The organism is Streptomyces sp. cg40 (genome assembly GCF_050320165.1).
Taxonomy (GTDB): Bacteria; Actinomycetota; Actinomycetes; order Streptomycetales; family Streptomycetaceae; genus Streptomyces; species Streptomyces hokutonensis.
In genome coordinates this window covers 1,300,462-1,314,796 of sequence record NZ_CP190128.1, presented here as the reverse complement: position 1 = coordinate 1,314,796, position 14,335 = coordinate 1,300,462, and the positions used below count along the sequence as shown (strand labels likewise).

General features: G+C 71.3%; 14 protein-coding genes. 5 read left to right on the top strand and 9 right to left on the bottom strand.

Annotation, left to right across the window (positions count from 1 at the left end):
• Positions 1-11 precede the first annotated feature (11 nt).
• Positions 12-1,370 (bottom strand): nucleobase:cation symporter-2 family protein, encoded by a 1,359-nt coding sequence (locus ACQHII_RS05870; RefSeq protein ID WP_427918217.1) that lies wholly within the window; start codon positions 1,368-1,370, stop codon positions 12-14.
• Between the two features lie 127 nt (positions 1,371-1,497).
• Positions 1,498-2,844 carry an FAD-dependent oxidoreductase gene (locus tag ACQHII_RS05865; RefSeq protein ID WP_427918216.1) on the bottom strand — a complete coding sequence of 449 codons (1,347 nt, stop codon included), beginning with the start codon at positions 2,842-2,844 and terminating at the stop codon, positions 1,498-1,500.
• 227 nt (positions 2,845-3,071) lie between these two features.
• Here ACQHII_RS05865 and ACQHII_RS05860 point away from each other — a divergent pair, with 227 nt between their 5' ends.
• Positions 3,072-3,548 (top strand): DUF6214 family protein, encoded by a 477-nt coding sequence (locus ACQHII_RS05860; RefSeq protein WP_427918215.1) that lies wholly within the window; start codon positions 3,072-3,074, stop codon positions 3,546-3,548.
• Positions 3,549-3,570: 22 nt separating this feature from the next.
• Here the strand turns inward: ACQHII_RS05860 and ACQHII_RS05855 are convergent, their stop codons facing one another.
• Positions 3,571-4,263: a TetR/AcrR family transcriptional regulator gene (locus ACQHII_RS05855; protein ID WP_427918214.1), complete on the bottom strand. Its 693-nt coding sequence runs from the start codon at positions 4,261-4,263 to the stop codon at positions 3,571-3,573.
• 260 nt (positions 4,264-4,523) lie between these two features.
• Between ACQHII_RS05855 and ACQHII_RS05850 the strand changes: the two genes are divergently transcribed.
• Positions 4,524-4,772: a DUF2630 family protein gene (locus tag ACQHII_RS05850; protein WP_019069429.1), complete on the top strand. Its 249-nt coding sequence runs from the start codon at positions 4,524-4,526 to the stop codon at positions 4,770-4,772.
• Positions 4,773-4,818: 46 nt separating this feature from the next.
• On the opposite strand, the gene ACQHII_RS05845 is transcribed toward ACQHII_RS05850, so the two are convergent.
• The 4 genes from ACQHII_RS05845 to ACQHII_RS05830 all read right to left on the bottom strand — a co-directional run bounded on the left by ACQHII_RS05845 (position 4,819) and on the right by ACQHII_RS05830 (position 7,840).
• Complete coding sequence (locus ACQHII_RS05845) at positions 4,819-5,514, bottom strand: HAD family hydrolase (RefSeq protein WP_427918213.1); 696 nt, start codon at positions 5,512-5,514, stop codon at positions 4,819-4,821.
• 25 nt (positions 5,515-5,539) lie between these two features.
• Positions 5,540-6,196, bottom strand: a complete 657-nt coding sequence (locus ACQHII_RS05840; RefSeq protein ID WP_427918212.1) for a phosphatase PAP2 family protein — start codon at positions 6,194-6,196, stop codon at positions 5,540-5,542.
• Between the two features lie 49 nt (positions 6,197-6,245).
• On the bottom strand, positions 6,246-7,181 hold the full coding sequence (locus ACQHII_RS05835) for a M56 family metallopeptidase (protein ID WP_427918211.1): 936 nt from the start codon (positions 7,179-7,181) through the stop codon (positions 6,246-6,248).
• A 107-nt stretch (positions 7,182-7,288) separates the two neighbouring features.
• Positions 7,289-7,840 (bottom strand): DUF5134 domain-containing protein, encoded by a 552-nt coding sequence (locus ACQHII_RS05830; protein WP_427918210.1) that lies wholly within the window; start codon positions 7,838-7,840, stop codon positions 7,289-7,291.
• Positions 7,841-8,022: 182 nt separating this feature from the next.
• Between ACQHII_RS05830 and ACQHII_RS05825 the strand changes: the two genes are divergently transcribed.
• From ACQHII_RS05825 to ACQHII_RS05815, 3 genes are all read left to right on the top strand, one after another.
• Positions 8,023-9,720, top strand: a complete 1,698-nt coding sequence (locus ACQHII_RS05825; protein ID WP_427918209.1) for an FUSC family protein — start codon at positions 8,023-8,025, stop codon at positions 9,718-9,720.
• On the top strand, positions 9,717-10,304 hold the full coding sequence (locus ACQHII_RS05820) for a MarR family winged helix-turn-helix transcriptional regulator (RefSeq protein ID WP_427918208.1): 588 nt from the start codon (positions 9,717-9,719) through the stop codon (positions 10,302-10,304). The genes ACQHII_RS05825 and ACQHII_RS05820 overlap by 4 nt, the downstream gene beginning before the upstream one ends.
• Positions 10,305-10,422: 118 nt before the next feature.
• A complete protein-coding gene (locus tag ACQHII_RS05815; protein ID WP_427918207.1) occupies positions 10,423-13,008 on the top strand; it encodes a cellulosome protein in 2,586 nt (861 codons plus the stop codon).
• 27 nt (positions 13,009-13,035) lie between these two features.
• On the opposite strand, the gene ACQHII_RS05810 is transcribed toward ACQHII_RS05815, so the two are convergent.
• Positions 13,036-13,800 carry a VOC family protein gene (locus tag ACQHII_RS05810; RefSeq protein WP_427918206.1) on the bottom strand — a complete coding sequence of 255 codons (765 nt, stop codon included), beginning with the start codon at positions 13,798-13,800 and terminating at the stop codon, positions 13,036-13,038.
• A gap of 96 nt (positions 13,801-13,896) precedes the next feature.
• Positions 13,897-14,289: a VOC family protein gene (locus tag ACQHII_RS05805; protein WP_427918205.1), complete on the bottom strand. Its 393-nt coding sequence runs from the start codon at positions 14,287-14,289 to the stop codon at positions 13,897-13,899.
• Positions 14,290-14,335: the final 46 nt, after the last annotated feature.

Genomic DNA, 14,335 nt, shown 5'->3' with positions numbered 1-14,335 from the left:
TGCCTCGGTGTCTAGGCGACCTCCTCCGGCGACTTCTCCACGGCCACCGCAGCACTCGTCGAACTCCCCTTCACCGCAAGGTGGTTGAACACCAGGTTCAGCACGATCGCCGTCAGGCAGCCCGCGCTGATGCCGCTGTTCATCACCGTCTGGAACCAGTCCGGGAACTGCGCGTACACCGTCGGCACGCCGACCGGCAGCATGCCCACGGCCACCGAGACGGCGACGACGGTGAGGTTGTGGTTGTCCTTGAAGTCGACCTGGGTCAGGGTGCGGATGCCGCTCGCGGCGACCGTGCCGAACATGACCAGGCCCGCGCCGCCGAGCACCGGTGCCGGTATCGCGGCGACGACCGCGCCCAGCTTGGGCAGCAGACCGAGGACGACGAGGATGCCGCCCGCGACCGCGACGACCCAGCGGCTGCGGACCCGGGTCATGCCGACGAGGCCGACGTTCTGGGCGTACGCGGTGTACGGGAAGGTGTTGAAGATCCCGCCGAGGACGGTGGACAGGCCGTCGGCGCGCAGGCCGTCCGCGAGGGAGCGCGGCTCGATCTTCCGGTCGGTCATCTCGCCGACGGCGATCAGGTCTCCGGTCGTCTCCGTCATCGTCACCAGCGCCACCACCAGCATCGACACGATCGCCGAGGCGTGGAATGTGGGCGTGCCGAAGTGGAACGGCGTGCTGATGCCGACCCAGTCGGCGTCCCCGACCCCGCTGAAGTCCGTGAACCCGAACACCACCGCGGCCACCAGCCCCACGGCCATGCCGATCAGCACCGCGATCCGGCTCAGGAACGCGGGCGCGAACCGCTGCACGCCCAGCACGACGACGAGCACGAAGGCCGCGAGAGCGAGGTTCTTCGGCTCGCCGAAGTTCTTCGAACCCTGGCCGCCCGCCGCCCAGTTGCCCGCCGCGGGCAGCAGCGACAGACCGATGATCAGGATCACCGTGCCGGTCACGAGCGGCGGGAAGAAGCGCAGCAGCTTGCCGAACACCGGTGCCAGGAGCGCGATTGCGAGCCCCGCGACGATCACGGAGCCGTAGATCGCGGGCAGTCCGCCGCCCGTCGTACCGATCAGCACCATCGGCGACACGGCCGCGAACGTACAGCCCTGCATGATCGGCAGCCGCACCCCGAACCGCCAGAAGCCGACGCACTGGATGAGCGTCGCGATACCGCACACCAGCAGGTCCGCGGTGATCAGATACGCCAGATCGGCGGCCGACAGCTTCATCGCCCCGCCGACGATCAGCGGAACCGCCACCGCGCCCGCGTACATCGCGAGCACGTGCTGGAGCCCGAAGGCGGCCAACTGCCGTACGGGTGGGACCTCGTCGACGGGATGCACGGGTGTGGTCGTTGCCATGGGCACTCCTGAGCGGCGGAGAGGGGAGGAGGGGGAGGGGAGAAACGTGTGGACAGCACGAGACCGTAAGCGCCTTGAACAGTTTGTTGATTTCTGAGGTGTTGCCGCCGTGTGTCATGCCCATCCGTTATGCGCGCGACGCCCGCACCGCCTCCCGAAGGGCCTCCCAGCCAGGCAGTTTCACCACACCGCCCCGCCCGAGCGAGGCCCCCAGCTCGGCCTCGGCCCGCTCGATCGCCTCCCACCCGGCCCACCCGACCGGCTCGATCCCCTCGGCGCGCAGCGCGGTGAGCGGGTCCTCGGACGCTTCATGTCGTACGAGCGTGGACGCGTCCTCCAACAGGGACGTCACCGTCTCCTTCGCGTCCGGGCGGTTGGTGCCGATGACGCCCGTCGGGCCCCGCTTGATCCAGCCGGCCACGTACTCGCCGGGTACGGCCCTCTTCTCGCGCAGGACACGGCCCGCCCGGTGCGGCACGACGCCGAGCTCGGCATCGAACGGCAGCCCGTCCAGCGGCACCCCGCGATAGCCCACCGAACGCAGCACCAACTGCGCCTCGAAGTCCTCCAGTTGACCCGTGCCGCGCACCCCGCCCCGCCCGTCCGGCGCGGTCCGCTCGAAGCGCACCGCGCCCACCCGCCCCGCGTCGGCGAGGAATTCGACGGGACGGAGGAAGAAGCGGAGGTGGATACGGCGGGCGGCTCCCGAGGGAGGCAGGGCCGCCCAGGAGCGAAGCGTCTCCACGTTGCGGCGTTGCGCTGCGGGCAGGGCGGAGGGGTCCATGGAGTCCGGGTCGAGCGCCAACTCGGCGGGATTCACGGTCACTTCGGTGTCCGGCAGACCGCCCAGCTCGCGCAGCTCCTTGGTGGTGAAGCGGGCCTGCGAGGGACCTCGCCGGCCCACCATGTGGATGTCCGTCACCCCGCTCGCGGCCAGCGCGGCGAGCGCCGCCTGCGGGATGTCGGTACGGCTCAGCTCGGCCGTGCCGCGCGCCAGTATCCGCGTGACGTCCACCGCGACATTGCCCACGCCGACGACCACGGCCGAGCGTGCGCCGAGCACGAAACCGTCGGCGGTGGAGTCCGGATGGGCGCTGTACCAGGACACGAACTCGGTCGCCGACCAGCTGCCCGGCAGCTCCTCGCCGGGAATCCCCAGATGGCGGTCGGTGGCGGCGCCCACGCAGTACACGACCGCGTCGTACAGCTCCCGCAGCCGCGCGGCCGGCAGCCCGCCGGGCCCCACCTGCACCCCGCCGAGGAACCGCACCCGCTCGTGCTCCAGCACCGTCCGCAGATTGTTCTGCAGCGACTTGATCTTCTCGTGGTCCGGCGCCACGCCGTAGCGCACCAGCCCGTACGGGCACGGGAGCCGGTCCAGGACGTCGACCAGCACCCCTGGCTCCCGCTGGACCAGGCTCTGGGCGGTGTAGACCCCACTCGGCCCGGAACCGACGACGGCGACACGCAGCACGGCGGAACTCCTCACCCGTCAGGCACACAGGAGATCGGCGAATCGTCAGACCGCTGGCAACTCCAGGGTCCCACCGCAGGGGCTCCGCTGACAGGGTGCCGTGCGGACCCGTACGCGACGGGGGCGCGCGTGTCCGTTCGTATGGAATGTGATCATGCGGTTACGTTGCGTGTGTGCTAGAAGCATCCTTTGTTAATCTTTCCGATCGCTGCCCGGAGGACGGCGCGGTGTCCGTGTGGCCCGCGTGGGAAGTGCAGGAGCACGACGGTGCCACCTCGTGGTTCCACGTCCGGCTGGCCTTCACCGACGGCGCCCGGGTCGACGCCCTCGCCGTGGTCTCCGACCAGGGCCTCTCCGTCGAGGACGTACGGGCCCAACCCGCCCTGTCCCTCGACGACTTGACGGTGCTGGCCGACTGGATCGAGGGGCCGCTCTTCGAGGCGTGCGGCCTGGAGCCGGGGTCCGCGTACGAAGGCGAGGAAGGAGCCGGGCCGGTCGGAGCGCGCCGGGCCCGGCCGCCCTGGCCACGTGGCATCGAGGGACGGTGGCTGGTCGCCCAGGAGTACCGCGCCGCACAGGAGGAGGGCGTCGATCCCGTCCTCGCGGTGATGTGCGCGACCGGACACAGCCGACGCCGCTCGCTCCGGCTCATCTCGCAGGCGCGCGACGCGGGTTATCTGACACCTCGTCACGCGCGGCGCTGAGCTGCTTGGTCGAGTGGGCGGGCTATGTGGCGGTGGGCTCGGCGGGACGGTCGTCGGCCGGCCGGTCGTCCGTCGCGAAGAACCGTGAGAGGTCCGTGTCGGCCGCCGGGCGCGGGGTGCCGTTGTCGGGTGGGATCCCCAACTCCCAGTCCAGTTCGTACCGTTGGAACAACTCGGTACGCAGCACCGGGATCGGCATCGGCACCCCGGGCACGAGCGCCGCGTAGACCGCGCCCATGAGGAGGGCTCGCAGCATCGGGTAGTCGGACGGGTCGTTCCCCGACCTGTACCGCGCGATCGTCCCCCCGAGCAGTTCGGCCAGCCGCCGCTGCTCAGGGCACTGCACGAAGCCCTCGCCCTGGAGGAGCCCCGCCATGTGCTGGCGCATCAGCACGGGCCGGTCGTGCGCGAGGCCCAGGATCGCGTCGATGGCCCGCGCCATGCGCTCCCGCCCGTCCGTGGTGCGCGGCTCGCGCTCCAGCGCCTCCTCGAGTGTGCGGTGCATCAACCGGTGCACGGCGGACTGCACCAACTGGCGTTTTCCGGGGAAGTAGTACGACACCAGCCCACGCGCCGAGCCGGCCCGGTCCGCGATGTCGCCCAAGGTGGTGGCCTCGAAGCCGCGTTCACCGACCAGCTCGACAGCCGCCTGCAGAAGCCGCTCCCGGGAACGCCGTCGCAACTCTTCATTGACCGAGGCGCTTCGCGGGGACATGCTGTAACTCCTGCGTTGACTGGCTATCAGCCAACTATACTCAGGACGTACGGGTCCCCGTCGCGAGGGCCCGTCGAATGCTGCCGTCCGTCTGGGGCGACGCGGGGGATCGTCTCAGGCGGGCGGCTCCTTTCACCCCAATGGTTACCTTGGGCGACCTTTGGGCCGGCGTCCGGCGCCGCCTTCTCACACATCTGTCGCACGGCACGTGATCCGTCCCTAGAGTGGGCACGGGTGACGAGCCGAGGAGGCGCACGGGCATGGACCAGGACCAGCAGATTTTCGCGCGGATCAACGAGATGGTCGACGACGAGCGCAAGCTCCGGGAGGCCCTCGCCTCCGGCACGATCGACAGCACCACGGAGCACCAGCGCCTCGGCCAGCTGGAACGCGAACTCGACCAGTGCTGGGACCTGTTGAGGCAGCGCCGCGCCAAGGTGGAGTTCGGTGAGAACCCGGACGAGGCGCGGGTACGCCCGGAGTCCGAGGTGGAGGGATATCAGGGGTGACTCGGCGGGCGGGGCCGGCTCCTGGACTTCTCGGGCCGGCCCCGGCTCAGCCCTGACCGACCAGGTCGAGCACGGGACGCAGGGCGTCCGGCCGTTCGGCCACCGGGCGGTGGTCCACGAAGTGCACCCGGCAGCCCAGGGCCGCCGCCCCACTGTCCGAGCGTCGCTCGTCGCCGACCATCAGCACGTCCTTAGGGTCGGCCCCGAGCGCCTCACAGGCAACCGCGAACAGCCGCGGGTCCGGCTTCTGAACGCCGTGTTCGTACGACAGTGCGTACGTGTCCACGTAGATGTCGAGGCCGTGCTCGCGGAACACCGGCCGCAGATCCCAGCCGATGTTGCTCACCACACCCACGGCGATGCCGCGCTCACGCAGTGTCCGCAGCACGAATTCCGCGTCCGGGTACGGCGTCCAGGCGGTTGGCTTCATGTGCCGGTCGTACAGCGCGTCGTGCAACGCCGGGTCGGGGAGGGGAACTTGGCGGGAGACGCCGGTGAACGCGGCCCGGTGCAGCTCGGCACTCTCGTCCTTGACCGCCCAGATCTCGGCGAACTCCGCGGGCAGCCGCTCCGGGCGTGCCCCACCCGGCATCGCCCCCGCCGACTCCAGTGCCCGCGCCGCCTCGGTCAACTCCGGCTCGGGCAGCGCGATCCCGGTCTCCCGCAGTACGGCACGCAGCCAGGACTCGGTGGACTCGATACGGAAGAGGGTTCCGGAGAAGTCGAAGAGGACGGCATTCATGCGGTGATCTTACTCAGCCTCTCACTCACGCCCACCGTCGTTCGTAGCCCCCGACAGCCACCGCCACCACCAACGCCCCCAGAACCCAGCCGCCCACCACGTCCGACGGCCAGTGCACACCCAGCCACACACGGGTCAGCCCCACACCCGCCACGGAGATCACGGCCAGGATCATGGCCGTACGCCACACAGCGCGTCCGGGGTCGTGACGGTGCAGCAGCCACAGGAGGAGGCCGCAGACCACCGTTGCGGTCATGGCGTGGCCCGAGGGGAAGGCCGCGTAATGGGCGGAGTCGACGGGGTCGGGCCACACCGGGCGAGGGCGTCCGACCAGTGCCTTCAGGGACTGCTGCAACAGTGTGCCGAGCGCACATGTAGCCGCCAGCCATAGTGCTGTCCACCATGCGGAACGCCGCCACACCAGCCACATCATGGTGGCCGCACATACAAGGCGCAGGGTGAGAGGGTCCCAGACCCAGTCCGTGAGGATGCGGCACACCTGCGTCACCCCGTGGTGCTCGACCGCCCAACGGTGCGTCGTTCCGGCGATCCGGCCGTCGAGGTCGATCAGCGGACGCCACTCGACCGCGACCAGGGTGAGGAGCAGCGCGGAGCACAGGGTCAGAGTCAGGGCAAGGGCGACGGTGGTGTGCCGGCGAGCAGGGAGGGGCGGACGGTGCATGGAACGATCCTCGCCGATCTGTACCGTTCCATGCCGATCCACGTCGACCTCAGCCGAGCGCCCGCAGCCCCGGTACGAACGCCACCAGCACCGGAATCACCGGCACCAGCGCCGCCGTCGCGGTCAGCCCCAGACGGCGCGTCGTCGTGAGTCGGTCCTGGGGCGCGAGCAACCGGTGCACCCGCTGCGGGACATGGGCATGCGGGGTCGGGCAAGGCCCGAACACCCCACGGTCCTCGTTGAGTTCGACGAGTGCGAGCGCGGTCGTGAGGCGGCCGAAGCGGCGGGAGGCCATGTCGTCGGCGGAGAGTTCGACCAGGCGGTGCATCTCGTCCCGGAACGCGGCGAACACCGGCACCTGCGGGAACCCGGTCGCGAGCGCGGCCGAACAGTGCAGCAGCCAGTCGTGCCGGGCCAGCGCGTGCCCCTGTTCATGGGCGAGCAGGGAGTCCAGCTGCCGTCCCTTGAGCCGGCGCAACGCGGCTGTGGTGATGACCAGTTGAGGCGCGGGGCCGGACATCCACCACGCGTCGGGGCGCTCGCCCTCCAGCACGACCAGCGGCTCGGCGCCCGGCTCCTCGCCGGGCAACAGCGGTGCGCGAACGAGGAGTTCGGCCCTTCGCCGCCGACGCCGCGACCGGGCCCGTAGGACCTCACGGACCAGCATCGCCACCGTCCACGCGCCGCCGCACGCGAGGGCCACCGCGGTGGCCGCGGCCCAGGGCCCGGTCGTCACAAGGGGATAGGCGTCCAGCACGGCGTGCGGGGCGTTGGCGAAGACGTGGCCGCGCACCGCCTGCCAAGCGGCGGCGGCGCTGAGCGTCATCGACAGGGCGCAGCACAGGAGGACGGCCGCCACGACGCACTGCCACACCCACAGCGCGAGCACCGGCTCATGGTCCGGCCAGTCGGCCCGGGCGAGCAGCCGTGGGGCGACGACGGCGGCCAGGGCGCCGAGCAGCAACAGTGCCGCGGGGACCATCATGGGAGCACCCTATGAGCGCTGCGGTGATCAGGGGTACGGCTTGTTACGGCAAAGTGACGCAGACCACGAATTCGTACAGTGCCGTGGACTCTCGGCCACTCGGCCACTCAGAGGGTCAAGAGCATCGCGACCATGGCGATCCCCATCGACAGCCGGCACGCCCGGGCCAACTCCGGTCGGTCGCCCCATCCGACGCTTCCGCCGTCGCCTACGGCCGCGCCGGTGACGGGTACCAGTCGTATGCCCGACAGCAGCACGTATCCCACGAAGTAGAGGAGCAGCACACCTGTCACGAGCGGGACTCCGGACCCTTCGTGCTCATGGTGGTGACCGGGGGAGGCGCCCATCACGAGCGCCATGTAGACCATGGCGGCGGTGCCCAGCAGATGGTGCACATGGTGCGGGCTCCTGCGCGCGGCCCACAGGGCTCGCAGCGCCGCCGCGCCGAACACCGCCGCGTAGCCGGGCCAGGCCCACGACGGCGGCGCGAACACCGCGGCGGGCACGGCCATCGCGGCCATCCCGAAGCCCATCAGGGCCTCGCCGCCGGCGGCCCGCCGCTGTTCCTCCACGGGACTGCGCATCCGCAGCAGGCAGTAGGCCCCGGTCGCCGCGCACAGCGCCACCAGCAGCCAGCCGGGCGAAGCCGGTCCGTGCATGCGCATCCCCCGTTCCGCCCTGTTCTCACTCTTCGTAGACGATCGGTCACAGGTTGCCCGTGCCGCACGGGGCGCAATCGAGCGCAACGGTGTACATGGGGAGCACTCGGAGGAGTGCGGCAGGTCGGAGGCGTGTTCACGCAACTAATTCACGAGTAAAACACCTGCTAAACTTATCCACCATGAGCAGTGCGACCCCCGACCCCGCCCCGCGGGCTCCCCGAGTCCGACGCCTTCCGCTCGCCGGTGTGCTGCGCCTCGGCCGGCCGTCCGACATCTGGTTCAAGCCCGCGCTCAGCGTGGTCGTCTCGGTCGCCCCACCCAATCTGACCCTGCTCGCCCTGGGCCGCCTCGACCTGGCGATGTACACGATGGCCGGCTCGTTGTGCGCGCTCTACGCCCACAACAAGCCCTACGCCGCCCGGGCCCGCGCCCTGTTCTGGGTGGTGCTCGGGATTATCGGCGGTCTCGCCGTCGCGCTCGTCACCGCCTCCCTCACCACGAACGCCGTCGTGCTGGTCACGGTCGGCGCCGTCCTGGCCGCCGTACAGAAGGGACTGTGCGACGCGACCCGGATCGGCCCGCCCGGCAACGTCGTCCTCACCTTCATCAGCTCCGCCTCGCTCTTCGCGCCGCAGACGCCCGCCCAGATCCCCGGCCACCTCGCGCTCGCCGCCGCGGCGGGCGCCTGGGCGTGGCTCGTCGGGATGGCACCCGGCCTGTTCCGGCCCTACGGCCCAGAGCGCCGCGCCACCGCCCAGGCGCTGAATGTCGCCGCCGGGTACGCCGCCACCCGCGGCACCGGCGACGGCCACGCACGCGCGCGTGTCGCGACGGCGGCAGCCATCCAGGCGGCCTGGCAGTCCCTGCTCGCCACGGGTGTCCGCACCGAGCCCCGCCGCGCCCTCGAACGACTCGTCGTCCGCGCCGAGGTCGCCCTCGCCGCGCCCGCGGACACCGACCCGGAACTGCTGCGCACCTGGGCCCGTGAACTGCGCGGCAGGGGACCGGTCCCGGAGACCGGCGACCCGGTGGGCGCCGTAGCCGAACTGCTCGGCGCGGACGCCGAACTCGCCACGCCCGCGCGCCCGTTGTGGACCAGGCTCGGCCCACTCGCCCCCCTCGTGCTGCGCACGGCGATCGGCTGTGCCCTCGCCGGCTACGCCTCCCTGGCCCTCGGCGTCGGCCGCCCCTACTGGGCCCTCGTCACCGCCGCCTCCCTCTACCAGGCCAACATCACCCTCACCTGGGGCCGGGGAGTGCAGCGGGTCGTCGGCAACCTCGTGGGCGTGCTCGTCTTCGCCGGGGTGGCCCCGCTCGCGCACGCGCATCCGGCGGTGCTCGTACTGTGCTGCCTCGCGTTCAACTTCGGCGCCGAGGCGCTGATCGGCCGCAACTACTGGCTCGGCAGCGTCTGTGTGACCCCGATGGCGCTGCTCATCACCGAGTTCGCCCGGACCCAGCGGCCCGGGGAGCTGATCACCGAGCGGGTCGTGGACACCCTCGTCGGCGCCCTGGTCGGCCTCGTGGCCGCGTTCGCCGTCACCAATCGCCGCGCGACCGATCGCATCGAGGAGGCGCTGACCGCCGTCGAAGGGGCGCACGGGCGGGCCGTGCGCCTCCTGGCGGAGCCCGCTCCCGCCCCCGGAACCCTGGATTCCGCGCACCGCGCGCTCGCCGCCGCGCTGGTAGAGCTGCGGGCCACCGTCGACGCCGCGTCCGGCGAGTGGTGGCAGCGCGCCCTGCCCCAGGAGCGGGTCGTGCTCGCCGAGCAGTCCGGACACCGTACGCTCGCCGCGACGGTACGACGCCGGGGACCGCACCCCCGGCCGGCCGCGGATCGACGCACGGGCAGGAAGACGGAGGGCGTACGGGGATGACGTCAATGAACGGACGGCCGGCGGACGGAAACGGTGCCTCTCCGGATGCGGCCCGCGACGACCCCTCACCGAGCGCTCCGCGCCACGACACCGTCGCCGCCGTCGTCGGGCAGTGGCAGGCCGTGCACCCCGGTCTCGACACCGGGCCGATGGAGATCATCGGCCGGATCAACCGGTGTGCCGCCCTGCTCCAGCAGGCCGAGGACGCGCCACTGCGCCGGGCCGGGCTCAGCCGACCGGAGTTCGACCTGCTCGGCGCGCTCCGCCGTACGGGGCACGAGCTGACGCCGAGCGAGCTGACCCGCGAGACCTTCTCCTCGGGAGCCGCCGTCACCAAGCGCCTCAAGCACCTGACCGAACGCGGACTGGTCGAGCGCCGCGGCGACACCCGCGACCGCCGCGTCGCGCATGTCCGCCTGACGGAGACCGGCCGCGAACTCGTCGATGAGATCCTGCCCGAGCAGCTCGCCTACGAGACCACCGTGCTCGCTGGTCTGGACACCCCCGGACAGGGCGAACTCGCCACGCTGCTGGGCGAGTTGCTGGTCCAGTTGGAAGGCCGACTGGGCGTCCTGCGCGTCTGAGCCGCCGCAGGTGGATGGCGGGGGACCGTTGACGTGAGGCGCGTGATCTCCCTACGTTCGACCAGGTCGGTTCGGGAAGCCGACTGTCGTACGACATGTCGAACAAGGGATTGATGCCGTGGCAGCCGCAGCCTCCGCCGCCCCCGCCTCCGGGACGCTCACCATCGACCTCGGCACCGACACCGGCCCCTTCCACGGAGGCGCGAGCGGCACGCTCTACGGCCTCTACGGCGACGGTGTCCCCAGCCGCAACGTCGTCGAGGGCATGTACGTCCGCACCGTCTCCACCAAGGCCCAGGACGGTGTCCAGCACCCGGGCGCCGACGCCCTGGAGATACTGCGCCCCTTCGTCGAGGCGGGCGGCAAGGACGTCTACGTCTACCTGACCGACATCTACCGCGGCTTCCCCTATGAATGGCCCGGCGCCACCGGCCCCGAGCGCCTCGCCGACTTCACGGCACGCGTCCGCAGGCACGTCGAACAGGTACTGGCGCTCGGCGAGTACCGGTCCCACGTCGTGTACGTCCCGTTCAACGAGCCCGAGGGCAACATGTTCGGCACGGGGGAGTGGAGCTACGACGGGACGTCCTGGCGCACCGACCCGCGCGCCTACTTCACCGCCTGGCGGGACATCTACCGCCTCATCAAGGACCTCGACCCCGGCGCCCGTATCGCCGGCCCCAACACCTGCGAACTGTACGACGAGGTCAAGGGCTTCCTGGAGTTCGCGGCGGCCGAGGGCGTCCTGCCCGACATCGTCACCTGGCACGAGCTGTCCTCGCCGGACGAGATCCGCACGAACGTCGCCAAGTACCGTGCGCTGGAAAGGGAGTTGGGCATCGGTCCACTCCCCGTCAACATCAACGAGTACGCCCACAACTACCACTTGTCCGTCCCGGGGCAGATGATCCAGTGGATCGCCGCGATCGAGGAGTCCAAGGTCGACGCCGACATGGCGTACTGGAACATCGACGGCAACCTCAACGACTCGGCGGTCGAGGCCAACAAGGGCAACGGACAGTGGTGGCTGTTCAACGCCTACGGCCAGTTCACGGGCCACACCGTCCAGGTCGCAGCGCCCCACCCGAACGTGCAGTACACACTTCAGGGCGTCGCCGCGCTCGACCGGGACAAGCGCCAGGCGCGGGCACTGTTCGGCGGCGCGGGCGGTCCGGCGGACGTCGTGTTCGAGCACGTCGACCCGGAAGTCTTCAGTACGACCGTTCATGCGCGGCTCCTGGAGATCCCCTGGACGGGCCAAGTCGGCGCCTCCGCGCAGCCGTTGCGGCTCGCCGACCATGAACTCCCCGTCGTCGACGGGAAAGTGACGCTCCATCTGACGGACTTGGAGGAGATGTCGGCGTACCAGGTGATCCTGTCCCCGGGCGGCGAGGGGGCCGTGGTGCTGCCGCCCTCGGTCGGCTGGCGGCGGACGTACCAGGCCGAGGACGCGGCCTACCTCGGTGGCGGCCGTTCCCTGAACGGGCCCGAGGGGTCACCGGCCGACGTCGACAAGTTCGCCACCTCGACCGGCTACCACGTGGGCGGACTCCGCACCGGCTCCGACGGCGTGCTCGCCTTCTCCGTCGAGGTCCCGCAGGACGGGACGTACGACGTGAGCGTCTTCGCCAACTCGTACAACCTGGCCGACGCGGTGCGCGAGCAGGGACCCACCAATGTCTTCCTCCGTGTCGACGGCGGCCAGCCGCGCGAACTCCGGCTGCCGCTGGGCTACAAGTGGGCGGTGTGGGGCCACACCGATACCCAGGTCGAGCTGACCGCCGGCGCGCACACGATCACCCTCGCGGCCAAGGATCCCGACCTCGGTGTCACGCGGGGTGACGCGGTCGTCGACAAGCTCGACCTCGCCCTCCGCGGCGAGCGGGAGGCCGGCTCCGCGCTGTACGACGCCGAGTTCGCCGCCCTGGGGGGTGGCGCGCGCGTCGACCACACGATCCGGGGGGCCTCTGGTCCAGGTGTCGCCGTGCTGCCGCGGGGCGGGACGGCCACCTTCTGGGTGCACGCGGCGGACGACGGGGAGGCGACGGTGACCGTCGACCGCATCGGCCCCGGGGAGGGCGAGTTGACGATCAACGGTGAGAACGTGGGGATTGTTGAACGATCCTCCATGTCCCTGTTCCTCATGTCAGGCATCAACAAGGTCACCGTCACCGCCACTTCCGACGACCTCGTCCTGGACCGCCTCAGGACGGACCCGTCACGCGGCCTCCTGCCCACCTCGACGTACCCGGCCGAGGAGGGCACCACGACCGGCGGCGCCCGGGTCACCGGCGCCCACACGTTCGCCACCGGCGGCAAGGCGGTCGACGGCATCGGCGGTGGCCCCGGAAACGCCCTCACGCTCACCGTGACGGCGGAGCGGGCCGGCCGGCACGCGCTCACGATCCGCTACTCCAACGGCGAGCAGGCGCCCGCCACCCACTACAACCCGGACCCGGTCTGCCGCCACGCGGACATCGTGGTCAACGGGGACGCCCCGCGGCGCGTCCTGTTCCCCACGACCTTCCACTTCAACAACTTCCACGACCTGACCGTCCCCGTCACCCTCGACGAGGGCGCCAACACCCTCACCTTCACGGCCGACGAACTCCCGGACGACGACGGCAAGTCCACGAACCAGTACGGTCAACGCTCCGCGTACGCCCCCGTGATCGACCAGGTGACGGTGACACCGCTGGCCTGACGGCGCGCGGCGGGCGGGTGAACGGACTCAGCCCTCCCCGCCCGCCGCGTGCACCCCGAACACCGCACCCTGCGGATCCCGCAGCACCGCGATCCGCCGTACGTCGCCGACGGACCGGGGCTCCATGAGGACCGCGCCGCCCGCCGAGGTCGTCGCGGCGGCGGTCGCGTGGACGTCGTTCACCGCGAAGTACGGCAGCCAGTGCGGAGTCACCTGGGGCGGGAACTTCTCGTCCATCGCCATCATGCCGCCGAAGTCGGCACCGTCGATGCCCCACTGCGGGTAGTGCACGGAGGACCGCACGGTCCAGCCGAACACGCTCGTGTAGAAGGCCTCGGCCCGCTCGGGCGCCCGGGTCAGCAGTTCCACCCAGCCCAGCGCGCCGGGCGAGTTGAACAGCCCGGCACCGGGGAAGGTCCGTGCCTGCCACATCTGGAACGCGGCCCCGCCCGGGTCCAGGGCGACCGCGAAACGCCCGATGTCGAACACGTCGGCCGGCTCCATCAGCAGCGTCCCGCCGGCCGTACGCACCCGTTCCGCGGCCGCGTCGGCGTCCGTCACCGCGAACGACACGTTCCACGCCACCGGCTGCGACTCCTGGAACAGGGGCGTCAGGCCGGCGACCGCCGCGTCCCCGACGTGCGCGACCGTGTAGCCGCCCGCCTCCTGCCGGGGATCGGTCTCCGGACGCCAGCCGAACACGTCGGCGTAGAACCCCTTGGCCGCCTCTAGGTCACTGGTCCCGAGCTCGACCCAACAGGGCCCGCCGGTCACCGGCCTGTCGAGCTTCATGACGTTCCTTCCGCAGGACGTACCCCTCCCAGCACGCTAAGCCCGGGCCGCGACCCCGGCCAACCGACACGGAAGGGCGGCCTGCCCGCCGTAGGCCTAGATCCCCGGCCGGTACCGCAGCGGATGGTCCGCGGGCACCTCCACCAGCACGATCCGCGTCCCGTCCGGGTCCGCCACCCACATCTCCACCAGCCCCCACGGCTCCTTCACGGGCGGCCGTACGATCTCGACCCCCTTCGCCCGCAACTCCTCCTGCGCGGCCCCCGCGTCCGCGACCTGCAACCACAGCCGCACGGCGGGCGAGGGCGGGGTGTCGGAGCGTCCGGAGACCTCCAGGAACCCGCCGCCGAGGAAGTAGACGGTCCCGCGCTCCGTCCCCGTGCCGAACTCGCGGTAGACGGGCAGCCCCAGCTGCTCGCCGTAGAAGGCGCGGGAACGGTCGGGGTCGGTCGGGCGCAGCAGGATGCGGCTGCTCAGTACGTGCACCATGCGGCCGGAGCCTAGTGGTCCGGCCGCGTTACTCTCGTCACTGCCG

Bases quoted from the DNA above. Each gene is read 5' to 3' on its own strand.
- ACQHII_RS05870 (WP_427918217.1), bottom strand. From the start codon at position 1,370: ATGGCAACGACCACACCCGTGCATCCCGTCGACGAGGTCCCACCCGTA.
- ACQHII_RS05855 (WP_427918214.1), bottom strand. From the start codon at position 4,263: ATGTCCCCGCGAAGCGCCTCGGTCAATGAAGAGTTGCGACGGCGTTCC.
- ACQHII_RS05850 (WP_019069429.1), top strand. From the start codon at position 4,524: ATGGACCAGGACCAGCAGATTTTCGCGCGGATCAACGAGATGGTCGAC.
- ACQHII_RS05845 (WP_427918213.1), bottom strand. From the start codon at position 5,514: ATGAATGCCGTCCTCTTCGACTTCTCCGGAACCCTCTTCCGTATCGAG.
- ACQHII_RS05840 (WP_427918212.1), bottom strand. From the start codon at position 6,196: ATGCACCGTCCGCCCCTCCCTGCTCGCCGGCACACCACCGTCGCCCTT.
- ACQHII_RS05835 (WP_427918211.1), bottom strand. From the start codon at position 7,181: ATGATGGTCCCCGCGGCACTGTTGCTGCTCGGCGCCCTGGCCGCCGTC.
- ACQHII_RS05830 (WP_427918210.1), bottom strand. From the start codon at position 7,840: ATGCACGGACCGGCTTCGCCCGGCTGGCTGCTGGTGGCGCTGTGCGCG.
- ACQHII_RS05825 (WP_427918209.1), top strand. From the start codon at position 8,023: ATGAGCAGTGCGACCCCCGACCCCGCCCCGCGGGCTCCCCGAGTCCGA.
- ACQHII_RS05820 (WP_427918208.1), top strand. From the start codon at position 9,717: ATGACGTCAATGAACGGACGGCCGGCGGACGGAAACGGTGCCTCTCCG.
- ACQHII_RS05810 (WP_427918206.1), bottom strand. From the start codon at position 13,800: ATGAAGCTCGACAGGCCGGTGACCGGCGGGCCCTGTTGGGTCGAGCTC.
- ACQHII_RS05805 (WP_427918205.1), bottom strand. From the start codon at position 14,289: ATGGTGCACGTACTGAGCAGCCGCATCCTGCTGCGCCCGACCGACCCC.